The sequence below is a fragment of the Bacillus sp. Root131 genome (assembly GCF_001429475.1).
Taxonomy (GTDB): domain Bacteria; phylum Bacillota; class Bacilli; order Bacillales; family Bacillaceae_G; genus Bacillus_A; species Bacillus_A thuringiensis_S.
Window position 1 is genome coordinate 961,862 of record NZ_LMJQ01000001.1, and the last position, 20,807, is coordinate 982,668.

Genomic DNA, 20,807 nt, shown 5'->3' on the forward strand with positions numbered 1-20,807 from the left:
CGCAGAAAAATAACTTACCACCTTAGAGCTGCACTGGGGAAATTAAGTATCTAGTGCCGTATAAACGACGTTACCGTAAAAGAAGCCATTGTATGTTTACAATGGGAATCTGGGTGGAACCACGGGTATAAGCACGCTCGTCCCTATTTTAGGGATGAGTGTGCTTTTTATTATGAAATGGAGAGATGAAAAATGAAAGAACAAATGATTGAAATTAAATTTCCAGATGGTAGCGTGAAAGAATTTGTAAATGGAGTTACTTTAGAAGAAATTGCTGGATCCATTAGCAGTAGTTTGAAAAAGAAAGCAGTCGCGGGGAAAGTAAATGATGGATTATATGATTTACGCCGAAATATTGAAGAAAATGCGGAAGTGGAAATCATTACTATAGATTCAAATGAAGGTGTAGAAATCGCAAGACACTCTGCGGCACATATTTTAGCGCAAGCTGTAAAAAGATTGTATGGTGATATAAATCTTGGAGTAGGGCCTGTTATTGAAAATGGATTTTATTATGATATGGATCTTCCAAGTAGTGTAAACATAGAAGATTTACGAAAAATCGAAAAAGAAATGAAAAAGATTATAAATGAAAATATAAAGATAGAACGAGTTGAGGTTTCTCGAGAAGAAGCAGCTAAGCTGTTTCAAGAAATAGATGATAGTTTGAAATTAGAAATTTTAGAAGCAATTCCTAGTGGAGAAAGTGTAACACTATATAAACAAGGTGAATTTGTAGATTTATGTAGAGGACCACATTTACCATCTACAGGTTATTTGAAAGCATTTCAATTAACTCACGTTTCCGGTGCATATTGGCGAGGTGATAGTAATAACCAAGTGCTTCAGCGTATATATGGTGTTGCATTCTCTTCTCAAAAAGAATTAGAAGAGTATTTACATTTCGTTGAAGAAGCAGCAAAAAGAAATCATCGTAAGTTGGGAAGTGAGCTTGAGTTATTTATGTTTTCTGAAGAGGCTCCGGGAATGCCGTTTTATTTACCGAAAGGACAAATTATTCGAAACGAATTGGAAGCATTTTTAAGAGAAATTCAAAAAGAGTACAATTATCAAGAAGTACGCACTCCGTTCATGATGAACCAAGAAGTATGGGAGAGATCAGGGCACTGGGGACATTATAAAGATAATATGTATTTCTCTGAAGTAGATAATAAAAGTTTTGCATTAAAACCGATGAACTGCCCAGGGCACATGCTTATGTTTAAAAATAAATTGCATTCTTATCGTGAATTACCGATTCGTATGTGTGAATTTGGTCAAGTACATCGTCATGAATTTAGTGGTGCGTTAAACGGATTATTAAGAGTACGTACTTTCTGCCAAGATGATGCACATTTATTTGTAACTCCAAAACAAATTGAAGATGAAATTAAATCCGTAATGGCGCAAATTGATTACGTATATAAAACTTTTGGATTCGAATATGAAGTAGAGCTTTCTACTCGTCCAGAAGATTCAATGGGTGATGATAAATTATGGGAGCAAGCAGAAGCAGCATTAGAAAATGTATTACAATCGCTAAATTATAAATATAGACTAAATGAAGGTGACGGTGCATTTTACGGGCCGAAAATTGATTTTCATATTAAAGATGCTTTAAATAGAAGTCACCAGTGCGGAACAATCCAGCTTGATTTCCAAATGCCAGAGAAATTTGATTTAAATTATATAGATGAAAATAATGATAAGAAAAGACCAGTTGTTATTCACAGGGCAGTTTTAGGGTCATTAGATCGCTTCTTAGCAATATTAATTGAGCACTTTGGAGGTGCGTTCCCGGCATGGGTGGCACCAGTTCAAGTGAAAGTAGTTCCGGTTTCAAATGCAGTACATGAACAATATTGCAGTGAGGTTGCACATAAATTAGCACAAGCTGGAGTTCGTGTTGAACAGGATGCACGAGATGAAAAATTAGGATATAAAATAAGAGAAGCACAAATGCAAAAAGTACCGTATTTTCTTGTTATTGGGGATAAGGAAATGGAAAGCGGAGCTGTAAATGTACGTAAATATGGGGAAGAGAAGTCAGAAGTTGTTGCGCTAGATGTATTTGTGGCAAGGATTGAAGAGGAAATAAAGAATAGAGAATATTGATTGTAAAGAAAACACACTATTAAAAATTAGTGTGTTTTCTTTTTTATCTTACAAAAATGTAAGGTAAATGTAAGCGAAATCGAGGGAACGAGTTGTAGAAAAATGAGAATATGAAGTAGGAAATAGGTTCATGTTACGGATGTAACTCTTATTGAATGCATAATTAAAAAATTCTTAAGAATTCACATGACAAAATAATAAGAAATATGTGAGAAATTGATTTTATACAAAAGGGATGGAGTGAAAGAGATGTCAACAAATGTAGTTACTGTAGAAAGTGTAGAAAAAACGTATGGGAAAAGAAATGAGAATCAGTCAAAAGCATTAAGGGGCGTATCGTTAAGTATTAAAGAAGGAGAATTTGTCGGGATTATGGGGCCTTCTGGATCTGGAAAAACGACTTTACTTAATGTGATAAGTACACTTGACCAGGCGACAGGTGGTAGTGTGACGATAGCTGGAACAAATATTACTTCTATGAAAGGTAATGCATTATCAGATTTTCGATCTCAAAAATTAGGTTTTATCTTTCAAGATTTTAACTTACTAGAAAATTTATCAATTTATGAAAATATCGCTTTACCACTTTCTTTGCAAGGCGTACCGTCCAGTGAGATTACTGGAAAGGTAAATGACGTTGCAAAAAAATTAGGCATCACTGAAATTTTAACAAAATATCCGACTGCTGTTTCTGGAGGACAAAAACAAAGAACAGCGGCGGCAAGAGCTTTAGTACATAATCCGGCAATTGTATTAGCAGATGAACCGACAGGAGCGCTTGATAGTAAAAACGCAAAAAGTTTATTAGAAGCGATGCAAGATTTACATGAAAATCACAATGTAAGTATTTTAATGGTTACACACGATGCATTTAGTGCAAGTTATTGTGAGCGTATTTTATTTATTCAAGATGGTCTTCTTTATAAAGAATTAAATCGTCAAGGCACTCGAGAGAATTTCTATCAAGACATTTTAGGTGTGCTCGCTCATATGGGCTCAGCTGCTGAGTCTAAGTAGGGGGCGAAACTATGTTATTTAAATTATCACGTCATAGTATGAAAAAGATGTTAAAAGATTATATGGTTTTACTTATTGGTCTCGTTATTAGTATTAGTATTTTCTACATGTTCCAAACGATGGCGATGAATAGTGAATTTACGAAAGATAATAGCCTAATTAGTAGTATTAGACTCGTCTTTTGGGTAGGTGCAATACTATTATCTTTCATTACTGTATTTTATATTATATATGCCAACTCTTTCTTGCTCACGTTAAGAAGAAAAGAACTCGGTATGTACATGATGCTTGGTGCGAAAAAGAAAAAAGTAGCACAGTTATTATTTATTGAAACATTCGGTATGGGGATTGTAAGTATTATTATCGGTATTGTAGTAGGGATGTTACTTGCAAGTGTAGCAGGAAACTTTTTAATGAATGGAATGGAAATTTCAGCAAAAGGTAGTTACGCATCTGTATACACACCAGCAATTTTAGTTACAGCTATTTTCTTCTTAATACTATTTTTCATTACTGGCTTAATGAACAGCGTCCGATTGTTACGTAAAACTGAACTAGAGTTAATTCGTGAAGATGAAACACTAGATGAAGTGAAGAAAAGTAAAACTCGCATTATTATAATGACAGTACTTGGTGTATTACTGGTAAGTACAGGGTACTATTTTATGATCAATGTAAAAATATATGCTGAATTAGGTTTTATTATAGCAACCATCGTTACAACACTTGGCACATATTTTATCTTTAGTTCATTACTCCCATTTTTTGTGATGAAAATTAAAGGGAATAAAAAACGAAATGAAATTGGTCTAAATAGTTTTACATATGCACAGCTACGCTTTCGAGTAAATAGTTTATCGAGAGTATTAGGTACTGTAGCGATGTTAATTGCATTAGGAGCAGGTGCGATGACTGCAGGTATGGCGTTCCAAAAAAATGTAGGTATTATGACAGACTTTTCTCGTGTATATGATGTTGTAATTCATGATCCGAATGATCAAGACAAAGCGGCCTTGAAAGAAATGGAAATTGTTGAAGAGAGCAATTACAAATATAAAGTAGATGGAGAAGCGGTTTATTATTTACGTAACGACTTAACTGCGAAACCACCACTTGTTTCAGACCATTTTGATACAAAAACTTTAAAAGAGCCTGTTCGTAAACGTGTGACTGAACCTTTAACTGAACCTGTATATTCAGCTTTAGAGGCTCCTGAATTAGCAAAATTCCCTCAAATGCCAAAGGATTGGGAAGACGCAGTTGTAAGAGAGATACAAATTACGCATAATCAATTTAGCGGAAAACCAGTAAGAATTGCAGACGAAGAGCATTATAAAGGGATTCAAGGAACAGAACACACTGTAACATTAGCAAAAGTAGATGATATGAAAAAATATAAACCGTTATTGATCGAAATAGACAAGAGACAAAAAGAACAAATTGAAAAAGCAACAGGTGCAAAGGTAGACTTATTTACGAAAATGACAATTTATCAGTTTATGAACAGCTTCATGAGCGGAACAATGTTTATGGGATTTTTCCTCGGAATTGCCTTTTTAGCAATGATGGCGAGTTCCCTTATGTTCAAAATATTAACAGGTGCTTCTCGTGATGTACGCCGTTATGAAATGTTACGAAAAATCGGCGTAAGACGTAGTATGTTAACGAAAAGTATATATAAAGAAATTTCATATTTATTTATCTTCCCAGCAATCATTGGCATCTCTCACGTTTTAGTGGGGCTTAACTTATTCAGCTTTATATTAGTTGATCCGTTTGTAAAAGTGTGGGTGCCAATAGGAATCTTCTTAGTCATTTATTTCATCTATTACTGGATAACTGTTCAACTTTATAAAGGGATGGTAATGCCGAAAGAAGAGGTAGCTAAATAGTTTATGAAAAGAGTCCTTGTTTTGAAAATAGGGCTCTTTTTATGTTTTTTATAAAGAAGGAAAAGATTGATAATGGTCGAAAAACATAATGTTATTTCCAATAAATTACTAAAATGATAATGTTTTATTAAGAGAAACGACCCGAAGTATGAAAGAAATGCTACAGTTATTTCGAAACAAAGTGTATGCACGTTTTTTCTAGGGAATATTTTAGAGCGACTTAGTTCTATGATTGCTGGAATTATTCTTTCTATAGAGAGATAGAAAGAATAAAAAAGATAGCTGAAGACAAATTGTTTTCAGCTATCTTTTTTGTTTAATTTAGTGATGTCCAGCTAGTAGAGTAAACGCTATTATTAGGAGAAAACCACTAGTTGCCCACATTAGAAATGTAAGGAAAGAGAGCTGTTTCTTAGCTTTCCAAAGCATTTCATGAATTGTGACATATCCAAGTGAACCAATAGCACTTCCCATAATGAGGCCTTGCAGGTGACGAGCTTTTCCTTCCATCAAAATTCCAAAAACCGTACCAGTACCGAGAATAAGAGAAAGTAATAAAGTCGTTAATAAAAAGGAAATATATTTATGCTTTGTAAAAAGAAATGGAATAATTAAAGCTAATCCTTCTGGAATATGGTGCACGACGATTGCTATTAAAAAGGGAATGGCAGAGTCATTATGATTTATAAAAGCTGTACCTAACGCAAATCCACTAGGTATATTATGAATAAATATAGCGAAAGAGAGAAAAAGGAAGGTTTGCCATGCTTGTTGATCTTTTTTATGTATCATTGGATGATGACAATAGTTATCTAATAAGCTCATAACTAAAATACCGATGGCTATACCAAGTATAGGCCCAATTATTTCATAGCTTGAAAATGTTTCAGGGATAATTTCAAGTGATAATAACCCGAATAAAATACCACCACATAATGCGTATAAACGATGCATCTTTTCTTCAATGAGTTGGCGTGTTGCTACTCCAACAGCACCACCTAACAGTAATCCACCGAACGAAAAAAATGTTACAATCATTGGGATCCATAAACGTTCCATAGTATCACACTCCGATTCTATTCCCTTATTTTTAGCTTACGAAAAATTAAGTTGGATTAGTCCAAGTAATTGTGTTTGAGTATAGAGAAAAAAGTAGTGATTCGTTATAATTTATATATTAAATTTAAGTGAGAAAATGAAAAGGGGAATTGGTTATGCAACAAATTAAAAAAATAGGAAACTCATTTTGGTATATGACACCAGTTTCTGAAACGGATAGACCTATATTAGGAATGGTTGTTGGAAAAGAAAAAACTTTAATGATTGATGCAGGGAATTCAGAAGAACATGCACAATTATTTTTAGAAATGTTAAAAGAACAAAATGTATCGAATCCTGATTTTGTAGCACTAACGCATTGGCATTGGGATCATATTTTTGGATTATCTGTATTACGGAATGCATTAACTATTTCGCACGCTGAAACGAAAAAAGAAATGCAGGCAATAGTATCTTATGAATGGACAGATGAAGCGTTGGACGCACGCGTAAAAGAGGGTACTGAAATTGAATTTTGTGCGGATTGCATCAAGAAAGAGTTTGAAGAAAAAGCGAGAAATATTAACATTATTCCTCCAACCTTAACGTTCCAGGATCAAATGGAATTAGACCTTGGTGAAGTGACCTGCGTGTTAAAACATGTGGGCGGAGATCATGCACATGATTCTGTTGTTATGTACATAAAAGAAGAAAAGATATTGTTTTTAGGAGACTGTATATATGCAGATATTTTTTCTTCGAAGTGGAACTATACGACGAAAAGAACGTTTAAATTGATAGATGAATTAGAGAAATTTGATGCTGAGACATATATTCTTTCTCATGGGGAAGCGATAAATCGAGAGGAGTTTTTACAAGAGATTCGTATGTTAAAAACAGTAGGAACTTATACAGAAATTCATAAAGGCGATGAAGAGAAGATAAAGGCAGTGTATAAACAAGAACTAGATAGAGAATTAAATGAAGATGAGTTAGAAACAATAACGTATTTTGTCAATGGTTATGAAATGAATAATCAATAAGACACTACATTAATCCAATATAATTAAATTGCACAAAAAGAGTATTGAAATTTAATTCAATACTCTTTTCAATAGTTAAATATGTAGTTTCAACTAAATTCTAAATATAGGGGTTCATCGTCTGAAGTGATTTTATTCTATTTATTTTTCGTATAGATAGTGGTTCAAGTAGAAGCTTTCTTTGCTAATTCAGTAATATATTCAAAGAATACATCACGTTTTACATCATAAACGACATTTACAGGTCGTCCATCAGCAGTTTCCTCTGTACGCCCCTGACTTGGTCCATATGTATGAACGATACTATTAATCGTTTCAGTTTTTGCAAGGCTAGTGTTTCCGACAAGCGCGGTAGTTAGTACATCCCATAAATAATAAGTAGAGTTCGTTGAGAAGTGAACGAGAGGGGGGACCATTGCATAACATTGACCAAGGAAATCAACACCAATATACTTTCTCTCTTTTGCCCACTGTTCACGTATGTTTATAGTTAACGGAACTTGGTTTGTACTTTCTAGTGTCACTAAGTCGATTTTAATTTTTGCATCCCATACACGAGCCACTGCTTCAGGGTCCCAAAACGAATTCCACTCAGCTGTTCCATCATGCTCTGGTTCATGTACATTGCCTGCTGTAAGAAATGTACCACCCATCCAAACGAGACGTTCAATTTTATCTTCGATTATGGGAGCTTCATATAATGCACGAGCAAGGTCAGTTAGGGGCCCAGTAAATAATAAAGTTGTTTTTCCTTCCGTTTGTAGAAGCGTTTCTATTAAATGATGATGCGCGGGTTTTGCCACCACGGGTGTTACAACTTTTCCAGACTCATTTAAAATTGGTAGAGCATCTACATAAAATGCATGCATCCGCCAGTCTTTTGGAAACGGGTTTTGCCCGCGAGAGTTTGAAGCGGCTACTGCAATATTACCTTTGCCGAAGCGATCGATAATTTTACGACTGGCAGACATTGCGGGTTCTAAATAGCAGTCTGCTGGGATAACAGATACACCGGTAAGCTCAACGTTTTCCATTTGAAGTAATAAAAATAATGAAATTAAATCATCTACGCCGCCATCATGATTGAAGTACACTTTTTTCTTCATTGTAATCTCCATCCTATATGATTTAGTTAGAAATTAAATATGAATTGAGGAGAAGTCATCAATAATTTCCACCACTTCAATTTCTCCATTAATCAGTAGCTCAGGAAGTTCATTTCTAATATTTCCTTTCCAATACTCTCTAGCTTGTTCGATTTTTTGAGAAAAAGGAATACCATCTTCTTTTGGTAAAAGATTCCCGTCACCTTCAAAAGAACTTCCGATTACTTGTAGTTTAACAATCTGTAAAACTTCTCGATTGTAAGAATCAAATAATGCTTTCCATTTTAAAGCATCTTCATAGCTTTTTGCAGCGTATAAACAAGATAATCTGGAAGGATATTCAGGGAATTCTTGTAGTCTAACCATTTCTACAATTGTTTCTCTAGCTGCTCTAATTGTTTGATCCATATAACTCATGACTACTTTAGCATTTTCATTATTTATATGTAATTCGTTATTTTTATAGTGTTTATTTAAAATTTGTATGCCATCTTCACCATTAGCATTTAATTGTTCTCTTTCAAAAAAGAAGTGATATAGAGTATTGTGTTGATTTTTGTTAAAAGGAATGATTTGTCCGATATGCATTTTTTTCTTTGTTACGATATGATATACGAAAAATCCTTGTTCATTCATGGTTATCCTCCTAGTAATAATGTAATGCAATGTTAAATTTAGTAATTCAACATTGAAATATATAAAACCTTTATAAGTAAAAGTGAGAATTTGAGTTGAAAGTAAAGAAAATACATGAAAACGTTTTAAATTTGTTCACAAAATGTTCACTTACGAAGGGGGTTTCAATATCGATATAATGACAAAGACTCAAAGAGAAAGGATGATGAATTTTGCCAACAACAAGAAAAGAAAACCTCCAATTTGGTATGATGATGTGCCTTGGGATGGTTATCGTAATGACTTTTTACAATTTACTAATGAATGAAACAGGAGGACCAATTTATATTAAAGAGATTGCATTAGAACTATTAATTGGCTTTATTATTGCGCTATTAATTGAAATATGTATCGTTGGACCTTGTGCGAAAAAAATTGTATTCATGTTGCCATTTGATAAATCTAAGAAAATAAATATTATCGTTGCGATGGCGACAACTATGGTAATCGGAATGGTGTTCTTTATGTCATTTTTCGGTATGGCTATGATGCATTTACATGGTGGACTACAAGGAGCTTCATTTGTTTCAATTTATTTTTCAATTTTTATTAAAAATTTCATAATGGCATATCCATTACAATTAATTATTATGGGACCGCTTGTACGTTTCTTATTTGCAAAGTTTGTTATGAAAAAGAAATCTTTTAATGTAGCGTAATTCAAATTTATAAAATTTTATATATAAATAATAAAGATAAACACATCTCGCATTTTTGAGGTGTGTTTTTTGTTCATTCCAAGTTATTTTCATAGTGATGTGACATTTGTCCTTTTGCCATTATAGGATTATAGCTTTTAATTAAGTCAGAAATAAAAGATGAGGAGATGATTTTTTGAAAGGTATTATATTTGCTGTTTTTGCGGGGATATTTATAACACTTCAAGGAACCTTTAATGCGAAACTTAGTTCACATATCGGTATATGGTCGACGAGTATTATAACCCATTTAATTGGATTCCTTATTGCAACAACTGTATTTTTGTTAAAGAAAGAAGAGAAAGTAACAGATTTAAAGAGTGTGAAAAAAGTATATTTAGCAGCGGGTGCATTTGGTGGATTCATTATTTGTGCAGAAACGATGGCGATATATTCACTAGGAGTTACATTGACAGCTGGCACACTAATGGTTGCTCAATTGTTAACGGCAACAGTTATTGAAATGAAAGGACTGTTTCATATAAAAAAGATACAGATGGAGAGATATCATATTGTGGGAACAATAGTAATGATTATAGGTATTGTTGTATTTAATATGTAAATGAAAGGAGAAATGAATATGGAGGATAAATCAGGTTTAATTACGCATTATTTGAGAACCAATAAAACGCTCGAGATTTTTTCAGAAATAGATACAGTTTATTTTCAATTAAATTACTTTGAAAAAGGCGAGCTTATTTGCAATATAGATGACGAAATGGATCGTTTATATTTTGTTGTTAAAGGTAAAGTAAAAGTTTACACGATTACATCAGAAGGAAAGAAACTAATCCTTCGCTTTATCAATCCATTGGCCATTGTTGGTGATATTGAATTAATTCAAAATAGCAAAGCACATAATGTCGTTGAAGCTTGTTCAGATGTTATAGCTATCTCCATTTCTAATACGGTTATTAGAAACAGGTTATTACATGATCCTATATTTATGAAGTTCTTACTTGAAAACATTGCGAACACGTTAAAAATATCGACTCGTTTTACTGCTCTTAATTTACTTTATCCTGTAGAAGTACGTGTAGCTAGTTATTTACTTTCAATTTCAACAGATAGTAACGGGGATATGTACAAAGGGGATTTGGATACGACTTCGGTAACAAGTATTGCAGACTTTATAGGGGTAAGTTATAGGCACGTAATTCGGGTATTACAAAGATTTTATAATGATAAATTAATTGAAAAGAGTAATGGAGTTATTGTCATTAAAGATTTTTCTAGAATGAAGGAAGTCGCTAAAGATAATATATATGAGCAATGAAAGGGAGAGGAAGATTTTGATTGGATTTAGTTTAGCTATATTAGCAGGAATATTAATTAGCTTACAATCTGTTTTTAATGCAAAAGTAAATGAAAATGTAGGACAGTGGTTAACGACTACATGTGTCCTTGGAATAGGTCTCATTAGTTCTATTCTATTTTATATCATTACAGAAAACAGTATTAACATTAAAGTGTATACTACAAATTATTTGTTTTATGTAAGTGGACTGTTTGGCATCGGGTTAATTATTTGTATAATGGGTGCAATAAAGAGCTTAGGTCCAGCATATACGGTGCTAATTAGTCTTATTACTCAATTGGTCGTTGCGTTATGCATTGATACATTCGGATTATTTGGAATGGAGAGCATTCCATTACAAATAAATAAATTAGTTGGTATAGGTTTATTAATTGTGGGGGTAGGAATTTTTAAAAATCTATTTTTGAATAAGAAAGCTATTCATATAAGAAAGGGTAGGGTCTAAAGAATATAAAGGGAAAAAGTGTGAATGGTCAGAACTTATACATCTAGATAGTAATAAGTGAGCTATAGGGAGATAGGATAAATGAATCAGTTAATGTTGCAAGATGGTGTACACTATTTGAAAATCAATGGGATTATGCATTGGTGTAAAGTTGCAGGGACAGCTCATAATACAGTCCCTCTTATTATAGTACATGGTGGTCCAGGTGGTAATCATTATGTATTCGAAAGAACGCTTGGTTTGAAGTTAGAAGGAAATATGACTGTAGTTTATTACGAACAAAGAGGTTGCGGACGAAGTGAGGCACCAGAAGATGACGGTGAGTACTCAATCAATACTCTAGTCGAAGATTTAGAGGAATTAAGAAAGCAATTACATGTAGAGAAGATAAATTTGTTAGGATATTCTTTTGGTGGACAACTTTGTTTAGAGTATGCTTTGAAATATCCAAAAAATGTTGAACAAATGGTATTACAAGCACCATCGTTAGATGATTTTAATGATATGTATACTGTGCAGATAGAAGGTTTTCTACAAGTAACGAAAGGGGAAGTGAAAGAACAAATATTGATAATAAGTAAGTCAGAAATTCCTTTAAAAGAAAGGTATAATCAAGTTTGGAGTATAGTTGATACAGAAAATGTAGATCGACTATTGTTTAAAAATGAAGAATTTGCAAAGCTAAATAGAAGGTTTTGGGAGGAAAGTAAGTTAAGTAATACAGGGAAGATGAGTAAAGTTATTTTTGGAACAAAATCATCTTTACCGCTTATTGAGCGTATTAAAGGTTTAGAAATTGATACGTGTGTCATAGTTGGAGCGCATGACTATAACACGGGTGTAGGAATGAGTTATAGAATAACGAGACAATTGAAAAATGGTAAACTTGTTATATTTGAAAATAGTGGACATTTCCCAGATATCGAGGAGACGGATAAAGTATGTGAAACGATTATTGAGTTTTTGGAATAAAAGGGGGATATTAAGGTCGAACCGAATTAATAGAGTTGAATTGGTTATTGGGATATTAAATCATGTAATATGCTAATTGTTTACTTGTAATTGAGGAAGAATCAATTAGTGTATTTGGAAAATAAGTAAAAAAGACCTCGTAAGGTGGAGGTCTTCTTGATTTATTATTTAATATTTTGAACTTATATGAACGGAAGTAGAAGAGTATGATAAGCACTTTCAGGGAACGAGAATATAACCGAAAATAAAATATTACTTAACATATATAACTAATGAATGCAATGTCTTTTTCAGTTATTAAGTTGTAAATCATTTTATGATAAAATCTTTTACATAATTTAATAAAGGGGTAGTTTTCAATGGGTTATTTCTCAAATGGTTTATTAGTTTTGTTTGTGCTAATCGTATGCAGTTGTATATTTTTTGGTTGATAATATAATGAGAGTCTTATATAAAAGAAGTTATCTTAAGTGAGATAACTTCTTTTTATTTTATATTGAGAAGGAATTCTATCTTTCTTATTGAAGTTTGTTCTAGTTATTTTTACATCAATCAGATTTGTGTAAAGGGAATTTTATGAAATATAAACAAGTCAGAGAATAGGGAGTATTTACATGGAAAATAGTATACGCCACACAAGTGAACATCCTACAGATTTTAATGGATTATTATCCTTATACGAATCTTTAGGATGGAATTCTCTTAAATTAACGGTTAACGAGTTAGAACAAATGTGTAAGCAAAGTTGGTATGCAATTTATGTTTTTGATGATAAGAGGTTAGTAGGGATGGGGCGTGTCATATCAGATGGAGTCATAACAGGCATTATTTGTGGAGTTGGTGTATTGCCAAAATATCAGTCTAGTGGCATCGGAAAAGAAATAGTGAAACGATTAATCCAGCACTGTGAACAAAACAAGGTTATTCCACAACTTATGTGTGTAGAAAAATTGCAATCTTACTATGAATCTATAGGGTTTGAAGCATTCTCTATTGGGATGACAAAACATATTATAAGATAAAGGTGCTTTATCCCGCTATTTGCCGGGCAGTAAAACCCCAACGGATTAAAGTTTCACTTTATATTTTCAGTTTACTCGTACATATTTTCAAACTTCAGTATAAAGGAGAATGGCTGTATGGAGATTGCTAAAGGGATAGAAATGTTACAACTTGAATTTCAAGAATTTGTTATTCATCCAATTCTTTTATGGGATGATGAAATGGCAGTATTAATAGATACGGGTTTCCCAGGACAAATTGAAGATATACAAGTAGAGATGGAAAAGGTTGGGGTATCATTTGATAAGTTAAAAGTCGTGATTTTGACGCATCAGGATATTGATCATATAGGTAGTCTTCCGGAGTTGTTGCAGCGCTGTGGAAATAATATTAAGGTTTATGCGCACGAATTAGATAAGCCATATATTGAGGGGGATTTGCCTTTATTGAAGGAAGGAAATGTAGAGAACCGACCAAAAGGAAAAGTGAGTGATACTGTGATTGACGGACAAGAACTTCCGTATTGCGGTGGAATACTAATTCTTCATACTCCAGGGCATACTCCGGGTCATATTAGTTTATATTTGAAACGAAGTAAAATTCTTATTGCAGGAGACTCTATGTATAGTGTGAATGGGATGTTAGGAGGAATTCACGCCCCAACAACTATAAATATTAAGGAAGCAAAGCAGTCTTTGAAGAAGTATTTAAATTTACATATTGAATCTATAGTTTGTTACCATGGGGGATTAAGTAAGGAGAATATAAATGTTCAACTTCAAAATTTGTAAAGTTAAAATGGAGTTTTTTGTTAAGTGACGTTGAAGTATAATCTGGTTATTAGTATATAAATAAATTATAAAAGAGCATGTTTGAAAAAATTAAACATGCTCTTTTATTAAAGTAAATCAGTTTAATATGAATGACCTAACCCATTCCAATAAAAAGAAACGATTTCTTGTGCTAATTCATCTATATTTGCAAGAATAGGATTGTGATTCTCATCTTTAAAATTCCCAATTGATAATAAAGATACGAAAGCATGAGCCGCAAATTTAGCGTTTCCTTTCGGAGTTTCTCCGATGTGCATCGCATTATCGAGTGCTTTTTCTAGTACTTCATACATATTATCTTCAGCATTTTTTAATTCTTTCAATTGTTTTTCAGATAACGACAGTTTTGCATCTTTCATAAAATTTTTCATATCAATATCCATCGTTGCGTGTAAGTAAACTTTAGCGAAGTCTAATAATCTTTCTTCTAACGTTTTGTTTGTAGAGAGTATTTGAGACATATTTTCGCGTATACGTACCATCATTTCGGTCATAGTAGCGGTAAATAAATCGGCTTTTGTTGAATAGTAATAGTAGACAGTTGCTTTCGTAACACCACAAACTTTTGCGACCTCATCCATAGAAACGACTTGATAATTTTGTGTAAGAAATAAGCGGGTTGCCACTTCTAAAATGGTTTCTTTTGTAGATTTTGTATTTTTATTTTGACGAGGCCTTCCGAGAGGACGTTGTTTTTGTTCCAAATACATTCGCTCCTGACATTTATGATTGAGATAATTATAACATAATTTTCAATCATTCTTGATTAATTAACCGACCAGTATATATAATTAATAATGGAGGAAAAAAGGAAGGTGGGTTTTTATGAAAAAGCACCCGTTACATATGTTAGGGAGGCTTGTAGCAGGGAAAAATACGCAATGGATCACTTTATCGGTGTGGGTTCTTATTACATTATTACTTTCATTTACGTTACCACAAGTAAACAGTACGAAAGAACCGAATCCAAAAAATTTACCTGAAACAGCTATGTCACAGCAAGCGGAAGCGCTTATGAAAAAAGAGTTTCCGAATAATACAGGGAATCCGTTGTTAGTAGTATGGTATAGAGATGGTGGATTACAGTCACAGGATTATAAACTCATACAAGACGTTTATAAAGAGTTAAAAGCTAATCCTTTAAAAGAACAATCAACGTTACCGCCATTTGATACAATTCCAGAGCAAGTATTATCAAAAAGTGCATCAAAAGATGGTACATCATTTGTTACACCGGTATTCTTTAATAAATCTGCTGGTACGGATATATTAAAAGGAAATCTGGAAAAGCTTGAAAAAAAAGTGAATAGTAAGGTGGATGAAGATCCATTTAAACAAAAAATAAGTGAATCTGGTTTACATGTTCGATTATCTGGGCCTGTAGGTATTCAAACGGATGCAGTTAGTTTATTTAGTCAAGCAGATGTGAAATTGTTAGTGGCTACTGTATTATTAGTCTTGATCCTATTAATTTTGCTTTACCGTTCGCCAATTTTAGCAATTTTACCTATACTTGTTGTTGGCTTTGCATACGGTATCATTAGTCCTACACTCGGTTTTTTAGCTGATCACGGATGGATTAAAGTAGATGCCCAAGCAATATCAATTATGACAGTATTATTGTTTGGTGCTGGAACGGACTATTGTCTATTTTTAATTTCAAGATATAGAGAGTACTTGTTAGAAGAAGAAAGTAAATATAAAGCATTACAACTTGCGATTAAAGCTTCTGGCGGTGCAATAATAATGAGTGCGTTAACTGTTGTACTTGGATTAGGAACATTACTACTTGCTCATTATGGTGCCTTTCATCGATTTGCAGTACCATTTAGTGTTGCTGTATTTATAATGGGAATCGCGGCTTTAACCATTTTACCAGCACTATTATTAATTTTCGGTAGGATTGCATTTTTCCCGTTTATACCGAGAACAACTTCAATGAATGAGGAGTTTGCAAGAAAGAAAAAGAGGGCTGTAAAAGTTGAAAAATCAAAAGGCTCCTTTAGTAAAAAACTTGGAGATGTAGTAGTACGAAGACCGTGGACAATAATTATGCTAACTGTGTTTGTATTAGGTGGATTGGCTTCGTTCGTACCACGTATTCAATACACATATGACTTATTAGAATCGTTTCCAAAGGATATGCCTTCTCGTGAAGGGTTTACGTTAATTAGTGATCATTTCTCAGCTGGTGAACTAGCACCAGTAAAAGTGGTTGTTGATACGAAAGGAAAAGAGCTTCCTATTAAACAAGAACTAGAGAAATTTTCTTTCGTAAATACAGTGAAAGAGCCAAAAGAGGGAAAAGAAAATAAGCAAATACAAATGTATGAAGTTTCTTTAGCGGAAAATCCATACTCAATTGAAGCGTTAGATCAAATTCCTAAATTGAAAAGTAATGTAGAAAAAGTATTAAAAGATGCTGGGATTCGTAATACTGAAGATCAATTGTGGATTGGTGGAGAAACAGCTTCATTATATGATACAAAGCAAATTACTGAACGTGATGAATCAGTAATTATTCCAGTAATGATTAGCATTATCGCTTTACTATTACTTGTCTACTTACGATCGGTTGTTGCGATGATTTATTTAATTGTAACTGTCGTTTTATCATTCTTCTCAGCGTTAGGAGCAGGATGGATATTGCTTCATTACGGTATGGGAGCGCCGGCCATTCAAGGTGCGATACCGTTGTACGCATTCGTATTTTTAGTTGCTTTAGGTGAAGATTATAATATCTTTATGGTTTCAGAAATATGGAAAAACAGAAAGACACAAAATCACATGGATGCAGTAAAAAATGGTGTAATACAAACAGGTAGTGTTATTACATCGGCAGGTTTAATTTTAGCAGGAACTTTTGCAGTGTTAGGTACACTTCCAATTCAAGTATTAGTTCAATTTGGTATTGTAACTGCAATTGGCGTATTACTAGATACGTTTATCGTAAGACCGTTACTTGTACCCGCAATTACAGTTGTGTTAGGCCGATTTGCTTTTTGGCCAGGTAAACTTTCAAGAAAGAGTGAAGAAATACAAAAGGTGGATGCATAGTTAAAAAAGCCAAGGATATTTTCCTTGGCTTTTTCAATGTAGTTAATTAATTTTTTGAAGTCAAATCATCAGCTGAAGCGTGATCAGCATCTTCAATTGTTGTTTCGGGCATTCCGTATAAGCCGTTCATTGCTTGTTCTTCGATAGTAAGGTTTGCAGTATTATTATTTTGAATAGATGTAGTGTTTTCAGTAACATTTTCTTTTTTATTCATATTTTTGTTATTCATGTATGTATCCTCCAAATTTCATTTGATTTATCTATAGTATGTGGATGGATTTCCAGAAATATGTGAATTGATTCTTACATATGTTATATAATTAAATAAATAATTAGGGTGAAATGTACACTGTTAGGAGTGAACAATTATGGTGAAAGCAAGGGAATTAGCCTTCTAAAATAAAAAGAAAATTTTAGGAGGCTATTAGAATGAAGTTCCATGTAATTGATAGAGAAGATTGGAATAGAGAGCAGTATTTTGAGCATTATTTAAAGTTGAAATGTACATTTAGTATGACTGTGAATGTTGATATCACGATGTTATTAGAGGAAGTATATCAAAAGGGAATAAAATTTTATCCCGTTTTTATATATTTAATTTCTAGAGTAGTAAATAATCATAAAAAATTTCGAACATGTTTTAACGATGAAGGAGTTTTAGGCTATTGGGAGGAAATGATACCGAATTATACAATCTTTCATAAAGATGATAAGTCTTTTTCAAGTATATGGACGGATTATTCAAGTGATTTCCGCACTTTCTATAAAAATTATGAAGACGATATGAGATGCTATGCTAATGTTCATGGTCTTTTCACGAAAGAAAATATTCCGCCTAATGTATTTCCGATTTCTAGCATACCTTGGACTAGTTTTACTGGATTTAATCTTAATATTAATAATGATGAAAAATTTCTATTGCCAATTATAACTTGTGGGAAATATTTTAACGAAGGAAATAAGGTTATGCTACCAGTTTCATTGCAAGTACATCATTCGGTTTGTGATGGATATGATGCGAGTCAATTTATAGAAGATTTACAGCAGTTAAGTAATACTTGCAACGAGTGGCTTAAGTAATATCTAATTTTTAATTATATAAAGTGAAACTTTAATCAGTGGGGGGGTTCAGCCCTCACCAATCGGGCGTTCACGGGCAGCAGGGCCCCACCTAACTTCTTTGCTTTTGCTGAATTTTGAGGTGGGGGTCTTACTGTCCGGCAAATAGCGGGATAAAATTGAAAATGAATAAAAGAAGAGAACATGTTGATATTACATGGTCTCTTCTTTTATTCATTAATACTAAGTAATTGTGGAAAATATAGGGTGATTTGTAGTTTAATAGTAAAGAGAGTGATTAGTATTAATTTTCTTTGTTTTTAAAAATTTAAGGATATAAATGTTTTAATAGGGGGGAATAAAGTGAAATTCTTAAGCATTGAAAAAGATGAAATCTTAATTGGGAATATGGCAAAATTGTATTGTAAAGTATTTGAGAAAACAAATTTCAATGAAATGATCGAGCGAATGAATAGGCATATAGAATATACAGGTTTTAAAGGTATAGTAGCAATAAATGATGAAAATGAAGTAGTTGGCTTTACTTATGGTTATCGCTCAATGGAGGGACAGTACTATAATCAATTAATGAGAGAAGCGTTACATCTAGAGCAAGTAGACGAATGGTTACAAGATTGTTTTGAATTTGTAGAGTTAGCAGTTCACCCACAATACCAAAATGAAGGTCTTGGAACGAAATTACATAATAAATTACTAGAAGGGCTTTCAAATAGAACAAGTGTTTTAACAACACAAATAAACAATGAAAAAGCACGTTCGTTATATGAAAGATTAGATTGGGTAAATGTATTAGAGCCATTTCATCCAAGTAAAAATGATGTTCCATATATAATAATGGGAAAAGCATTAAAAATAAAAGTGAATTGATAATTATGGAATTCACAATAGTTGTTGGTTTGTAATAATGAAAGGGAAAACAACAATGCTATCTATAGAAAAAGCTACAATTTTAGATGCTGAGAAATTAACAGAAATAATGAAAAGAACATTTGATGCAGAAGCAAAACAATGGCTATACGGCCAAGATAATGTCATTGATTATAACATTCAACCGCCAGGATATTCTTCAGTTGAAATGATGGAATATTCCATTGAAGAATTGGATTCTTTCAAAGTTGTCATGGATAAAGAAATAATCGGAGGGATAATAGTTACGATTTCTGGTAAGTCGTACGGTCGAATTGATCGTATTTTTGTAGATCCTGTTTATCAAGGAAAAGGAATTGGATCACATGTTATGAAATTAATAGAAAAGGAATATCCGAACATAAAGATTTGGGATCTCGAAACATCTAGTAGACAAATTAACAATCATCACTTTTATAAAAAGATAGGTTACCAAATGATTTTTGAATCGGAAGATGAGTATTGTTACGTGAAAAGAATAAAAACAAGCTCAAACAAAGAGAGTGTAGTTACAAATAAAGATATGAAAAATAGTCAATACGAAAACTGTAATTTAGCAAATACAGAGTATTATCAAGTGAATTTAAAAAACAGTTCATTTGTTGGTAGCAATATAATGAATACGAATATGAGTAATTGTAATGTAAGTCAATCAAAGTTTAGAAATATAAATTTTAGAAGGTCATCATATGCAGATTTAAATCTTTCTGGCAGTAAATTTAATTTGGTGACTTTAGGTGGAGTGCAATTTAAAAATACAAGTCTCGGAGATGAGAAGGAACCTATTGTATTCGATAAATGTGATTTGGAAGGTAGCACCATAAGTAATAGTAATCTGAAAAATATTGAAATAGAAAATTGTGATATAGTCGGCATGAAACTAAATGGTATTCTGATTGAAAATTTGCTTAATTTATATAACAAGGTGAAAAGTTAACCATATCCATATAGTTGTTAATCTTTTAGGAAAATAAGTATTATATCGAAATAATTATGTGAAAATGACATAAAGAAATACGAGTGAGAAGGTCATTCATACACGTTTCTAGAATACACACAAACAAATATATTGTTATTTATATGGAGGAGAGAAAGATGGGGATCAACGTTAGAGCAGTAGAAATACAAGATGCTAGAGCAATTCATCGTATATGTATACAAGATGAAGTTTTACCGTATATGGTTTTCTTACCTAGCATGCGTGTAGACGCTATGGAAAATAGAATTCGAAATTTAGCACCAAATCAATTTGAATTTGTTGCAGAATATGATGGAGAAATTGTTGGGTTTGTAGGTTTAACACAAAGTCCGGGACGAAGATCTCATTCAGGCGATTTATTCATTGGGGTCGATAGTGAATATCATAATAAAGGAATTGGGAAAGTACTTCTTACGAAGATGCTTGATCTGGCTGATAATTGGTTAATGTTAGAGAGAGTAGAACTAGGTGTGTTAGAAACGAATCCAAAAGCAAAAGCTTTATATGAAAAATTTGGATTTGTAGAAGAGGGAGTAAAGATAGGGAATTTGAAAGCTCAAGGAAAGTTTATTAATGAAATTATGATGAGTCGTTTTAGACCGGATGGTTTAATTGTACATAATTAATAGTT

Annotated in this window: 21 protein-coding genes and 1 pseudogene; 17 read left to right on the forward strand and 5 right to left on the reverse strand. The window is 32.8% G+C overall.

Annotated features, from left to right (window positions below; genetic code table 11):
• The first annotated feature begins 192 nt into the window (after positions 1 to 192).
• The 4 genes and pseudogenes from thrS to ASE54_RS33625 all read left to right on the forward strand — a co-directional run.
• A complete protein-coding gene (gene thrS / locus ASE54_RS04870) occupies positions 193 to 2,115 on the forward strand; it encodes a threonine--tRNA ligase (protein ID WP_000663090.1) in 1,923 nt (640 codons plus the stop codon).
• A 249-nt stretch (positions 2,116 to 2,364) separates the two neighbouring features.
• Complete coding sequence (locus ASE54_RS04875; protein ID WP_000106426.1) at positions 2,365 to 3,132, forward strand: ABC transporter ATP-binding protein; 768 nt, start codon at positions 2,365 to 2,367, stop codon at positions 3,130 to 3,132.
• 11 nt (positions 3,133 to 3,143) lie between these two features.
• The gene (locus tag ASE54_RS04880; RefSeq protein ID WP_000897903.1) at positions 3,144 to 5,024 is read left to right on the forward strand and encodes an FtsX-like permease family protein; all 1,881 of its coding nucleotides are present in this window, start codon (positions 3,144 to 3,146) and stop codon (positions 5,022 to 5,024) included.
• A gap of 148 nt (positions 5,025 to 5,172) precedes the next feature.
• Positions 5,173 to 5,273, forward strand: a pseudogene (locus ASE54_RS33625) (MFS transporter); the annotation flags it as partial.
• Between the two features lie 72 nt (positions 5,274 to 5,345).
• Here the strand turns inward: ASE54_RS33625 and ASE54_RS04885 are convergent.
• Positions 5,346 to 6,083, reverse strand: coding sequence for a ZIP family metal transporter (locus ASE54_RS04885; RefSeq protein ID WP_000440613.1), 738 nt, complete (start codon positions 6,081 to 6,083; stop codon positions 5,346 to 5,348).
• A 155-nt stretch (positions 6,084 to 6,238) separates the two neighbouring features.
• On the opposite strand from ASE54_RS04885, the gene ASE54_RS04890 reads away from it, so the two are divergent.
• Positions 6,239 to 7,105 (forward strand): MBL fold metallo-hydrolase, encoded by an 867-nt coding sequence (locus ASE54_RS04890; RefSeq protein WP_001184095.1) that lies wholly within the window; start codon positions 6,239 to 6,241, stop codon positions 7,103 to 7,105.
• A 164-nt stretch (positions 7,106 to 7,269) separates the two neighbouring features.
• On the opposite strand, the gene ASE54_RS04895 is transcribed toward ASE54_RS04890, so the two are convergent.
• The gene (locus ASE54_RS04895) at positions 7,270 to 8,223 is read right to left on the reverse strand and encodes a nucleoside hydrolase (RefSeq protein WP_003261685.1); all 954 of its coding nucleotides are present in this window, start codon (positions 8,221 to 8,223) and stop codon (positions 7,270 to 7,272) included.
• 21 nt (positions 8,224 to 8,244) lie between these two features.
• Positions 8,245 to 8,847: a DUF2441 domain-containing protein gene (locus ASE54_RS04900; protein ID WP_001005235.1), complete on the reverse strand. Its 603-nt coding sequence runs from the start codon at positions 8,845 to 8,847 to the stop codon at positions 8,245 to 8,247.
• A gap of 212 nt (positions 8,848 to 9,059) precedes the next feature.
• On the opposite strand from ASE54_RS04900, the gene ASE54_RS04905 reads away from it, so the two are divergent.
• The 7 genes from ASE54_RS04905 (at position 9,060) to ASE54_RS04935 (ending at position 14,112) form a co-directional block, all read left to right on the forward strand.
• A complete protein-coding gene (locus tag ASE54_RS04905) occupies positions 9,060 to 9,545 on the forward strand; it encodes a hypothetical protein (protein ID WP_001143403.1) in 486 nt (161 codons plus the stop codon).
• 175 nt (positions 9,546 to 9,720) lie between these two features.
• A complete protein-coding gene (locus ASE54_RS04910; RefSeq protein WP_000676020.1) occupies positions 9,721 to 10,146 on the forward strand; it encodes a DMT family transporter in 426 nt (141 codons plus the stop codon).
• Between the two features lie 18 nt (positions 10,147 to 10,164).
• Complete coding sequence (locus ASE54_RS04915; RefSeq protein WP_000389685.1) at positions 10,165 to 10,860, forward strand: Crp/Fnr family transcriptional regulator; 696 nt, start codon at positions 10,165 to 10,167, stop codon at positions 10,858 to 10,860.
• Between the two features lie 16 nt (positions 10,861 to 10,876).
• Complete coding sequence (locus ASE54_RS04920) at positions 10,877 to 11,347, forward strand: DMT family transporter (protein WP_000579007.1); 471 nt, start codon at positions 10,877 to 10,879, stop codon at positions 11,345 to 11,347.
• Positions 11,348 to 11,428: 81 nt separating this feature from the next.
• The gene (locus tag ASE54_RS04925; RefSeq protein ID WP_001072687.1) at positions 11,429 to 12,319 is read left to right on the forward strand and encodes an alpha/beta fold hydrolase; all 891 of its coding nucleotides are present in this window, start codon (positions 11,429 to 11,431) and stop codon (positions 12,317 to 12,319) included.
• Positions 12,320 to 12,933: 614 nt separating this feature from the next.
• The gene (locus tag ASE54_RS04930; protein WP_000431724.1) at positions 12,934 to 13,341 is read left to right on the forward strand and encodes a GNAT family N-acetyltransferase; all 408 of its coding nucleotides are present in this window, start codon (positions 12,934 to 12,936) and stop codon (positions 13,339 to 13,341) included.
• Positions 13,342 to 13,458: 117 nt separating this feature from the next.
• Positions 13,459 to 14,112 (forward strand): MBL fold metallo-hydrolase, encoded by a 654-nt coding sequence (locus ASE54_RS04935; RefSeq protein ID WP_000401470.1) that lies wholly within the window; start codon positions 13,459 to 13,461, stop codon positions 14,110 to 14,112.
• Between the two features lie 122 nt (positions 14,113 to 14,234).
• On the opposite strand, the gene ASE54_RS04940 is transcribed toward ASE54_RS04935, so the two are convergent.
• On the reverse strand, positions 14,235 to 14,858 hold the full coding sequence (locus ASE54_RS04940) for a TetR/AcrR family transcriptional regulator (RefSeq protein WP_000436035.1): 624 nt from the start codon (positions 14,856 to 14,858) through the stop codon (positions 14,235 to 14,237).
• Between the two features lie 121 nt (positions 14,859 to 14,979).
• On the opposite strand from ASE54_RS04940, the gene ASE54_RS04945 reads away from it, so the two are divergent.
• A complete protein-coding gene (locus tag ASE54_RS04945; RefSeq protein ID WP_003258932.1) occupies positions 14,980 to 17,211 on the forward strand; it encodes an MMPL family transporter in 2,232 nt (743 codons plus the stop codon).
• Positions 17,212 to 17,257: 46 nt separating this feature from the next.
• Here ASE54_RS04945 and ASE54_RS04950 read toward each other — a convergent pair whose 3' ends face one another.
• Positions 17,258 to 17,440 carry a DUF4021 domain-containing protein gene (locus tag ASE54_RS04950; RefSeq protein ID WP_001060661.1) on the reverse strand — a complete coding sequence of 61 codons (183 nt, stop codon included), beginning with the start codon at positions 17,438 to 17,440 and terminating at the stop codon, positions 17,258 to 17,260.
• 200 nt (positions 17,441 to 17,640) lie between these two features.
• Here ASE54_RS04950 and catA point away from each other — a divergent pair, with 200 nt between their 5' ends.
• From catA to ASE54_RS04970, 4 genes are all read left to right on the forward strand, one after another.
• Entirely contained in the window at positions 17,641 to 18,291 is a 651-nt protein-coding gene (gene catA / locus ASE54_RS04955; protein ID WP_000668530.1) for a type A chloramphenicol O-acetyltransferase, read from the forward strand.
• Positions 18,292 to 18,633: 342 nt separating this feature from the next.
• Positions 18,634 to 19,158, forward strand: coding sequence for a GNAT family N-acetyltransferase (locus tag ASE54_RS04960; RefSeq protein ID WP_000670761.1), 525 nt, complete (start codon positions 18,634 to 18,636; stop codon positions 19,156 to 19,158).
• A 37-nt stretch (positions 19,159 to 19,195) separates the two neighbouring features.
• Positions 19,196 to 20,134: a GNAT family N-acetyltransferase gene (locus tag ASE54_RS04965; protein ID WP_003309472.1), complete on the forward strand. Its 939-nt coding sequence runs from the start codon at positions 19,196 to 19,198 to the stop codon at positions 20,132 to 20,134.
• A gap of 158 nt (positions 20,135 to 20,292) precedes the next feature.
• Positions 20,293 to 20,802, forward strand: coding sequence for a GNAT family N-acetyltransferase (locus ASE54_RS04970; RefSeq protein WP_000512623.1), 510 nt, complete (start codon positions 20,293 to 20,295; stop codon positions 20,800 to 20,802).
• Positions 20,803 to 20,807 lie beyond the last annotated feature (5 nt).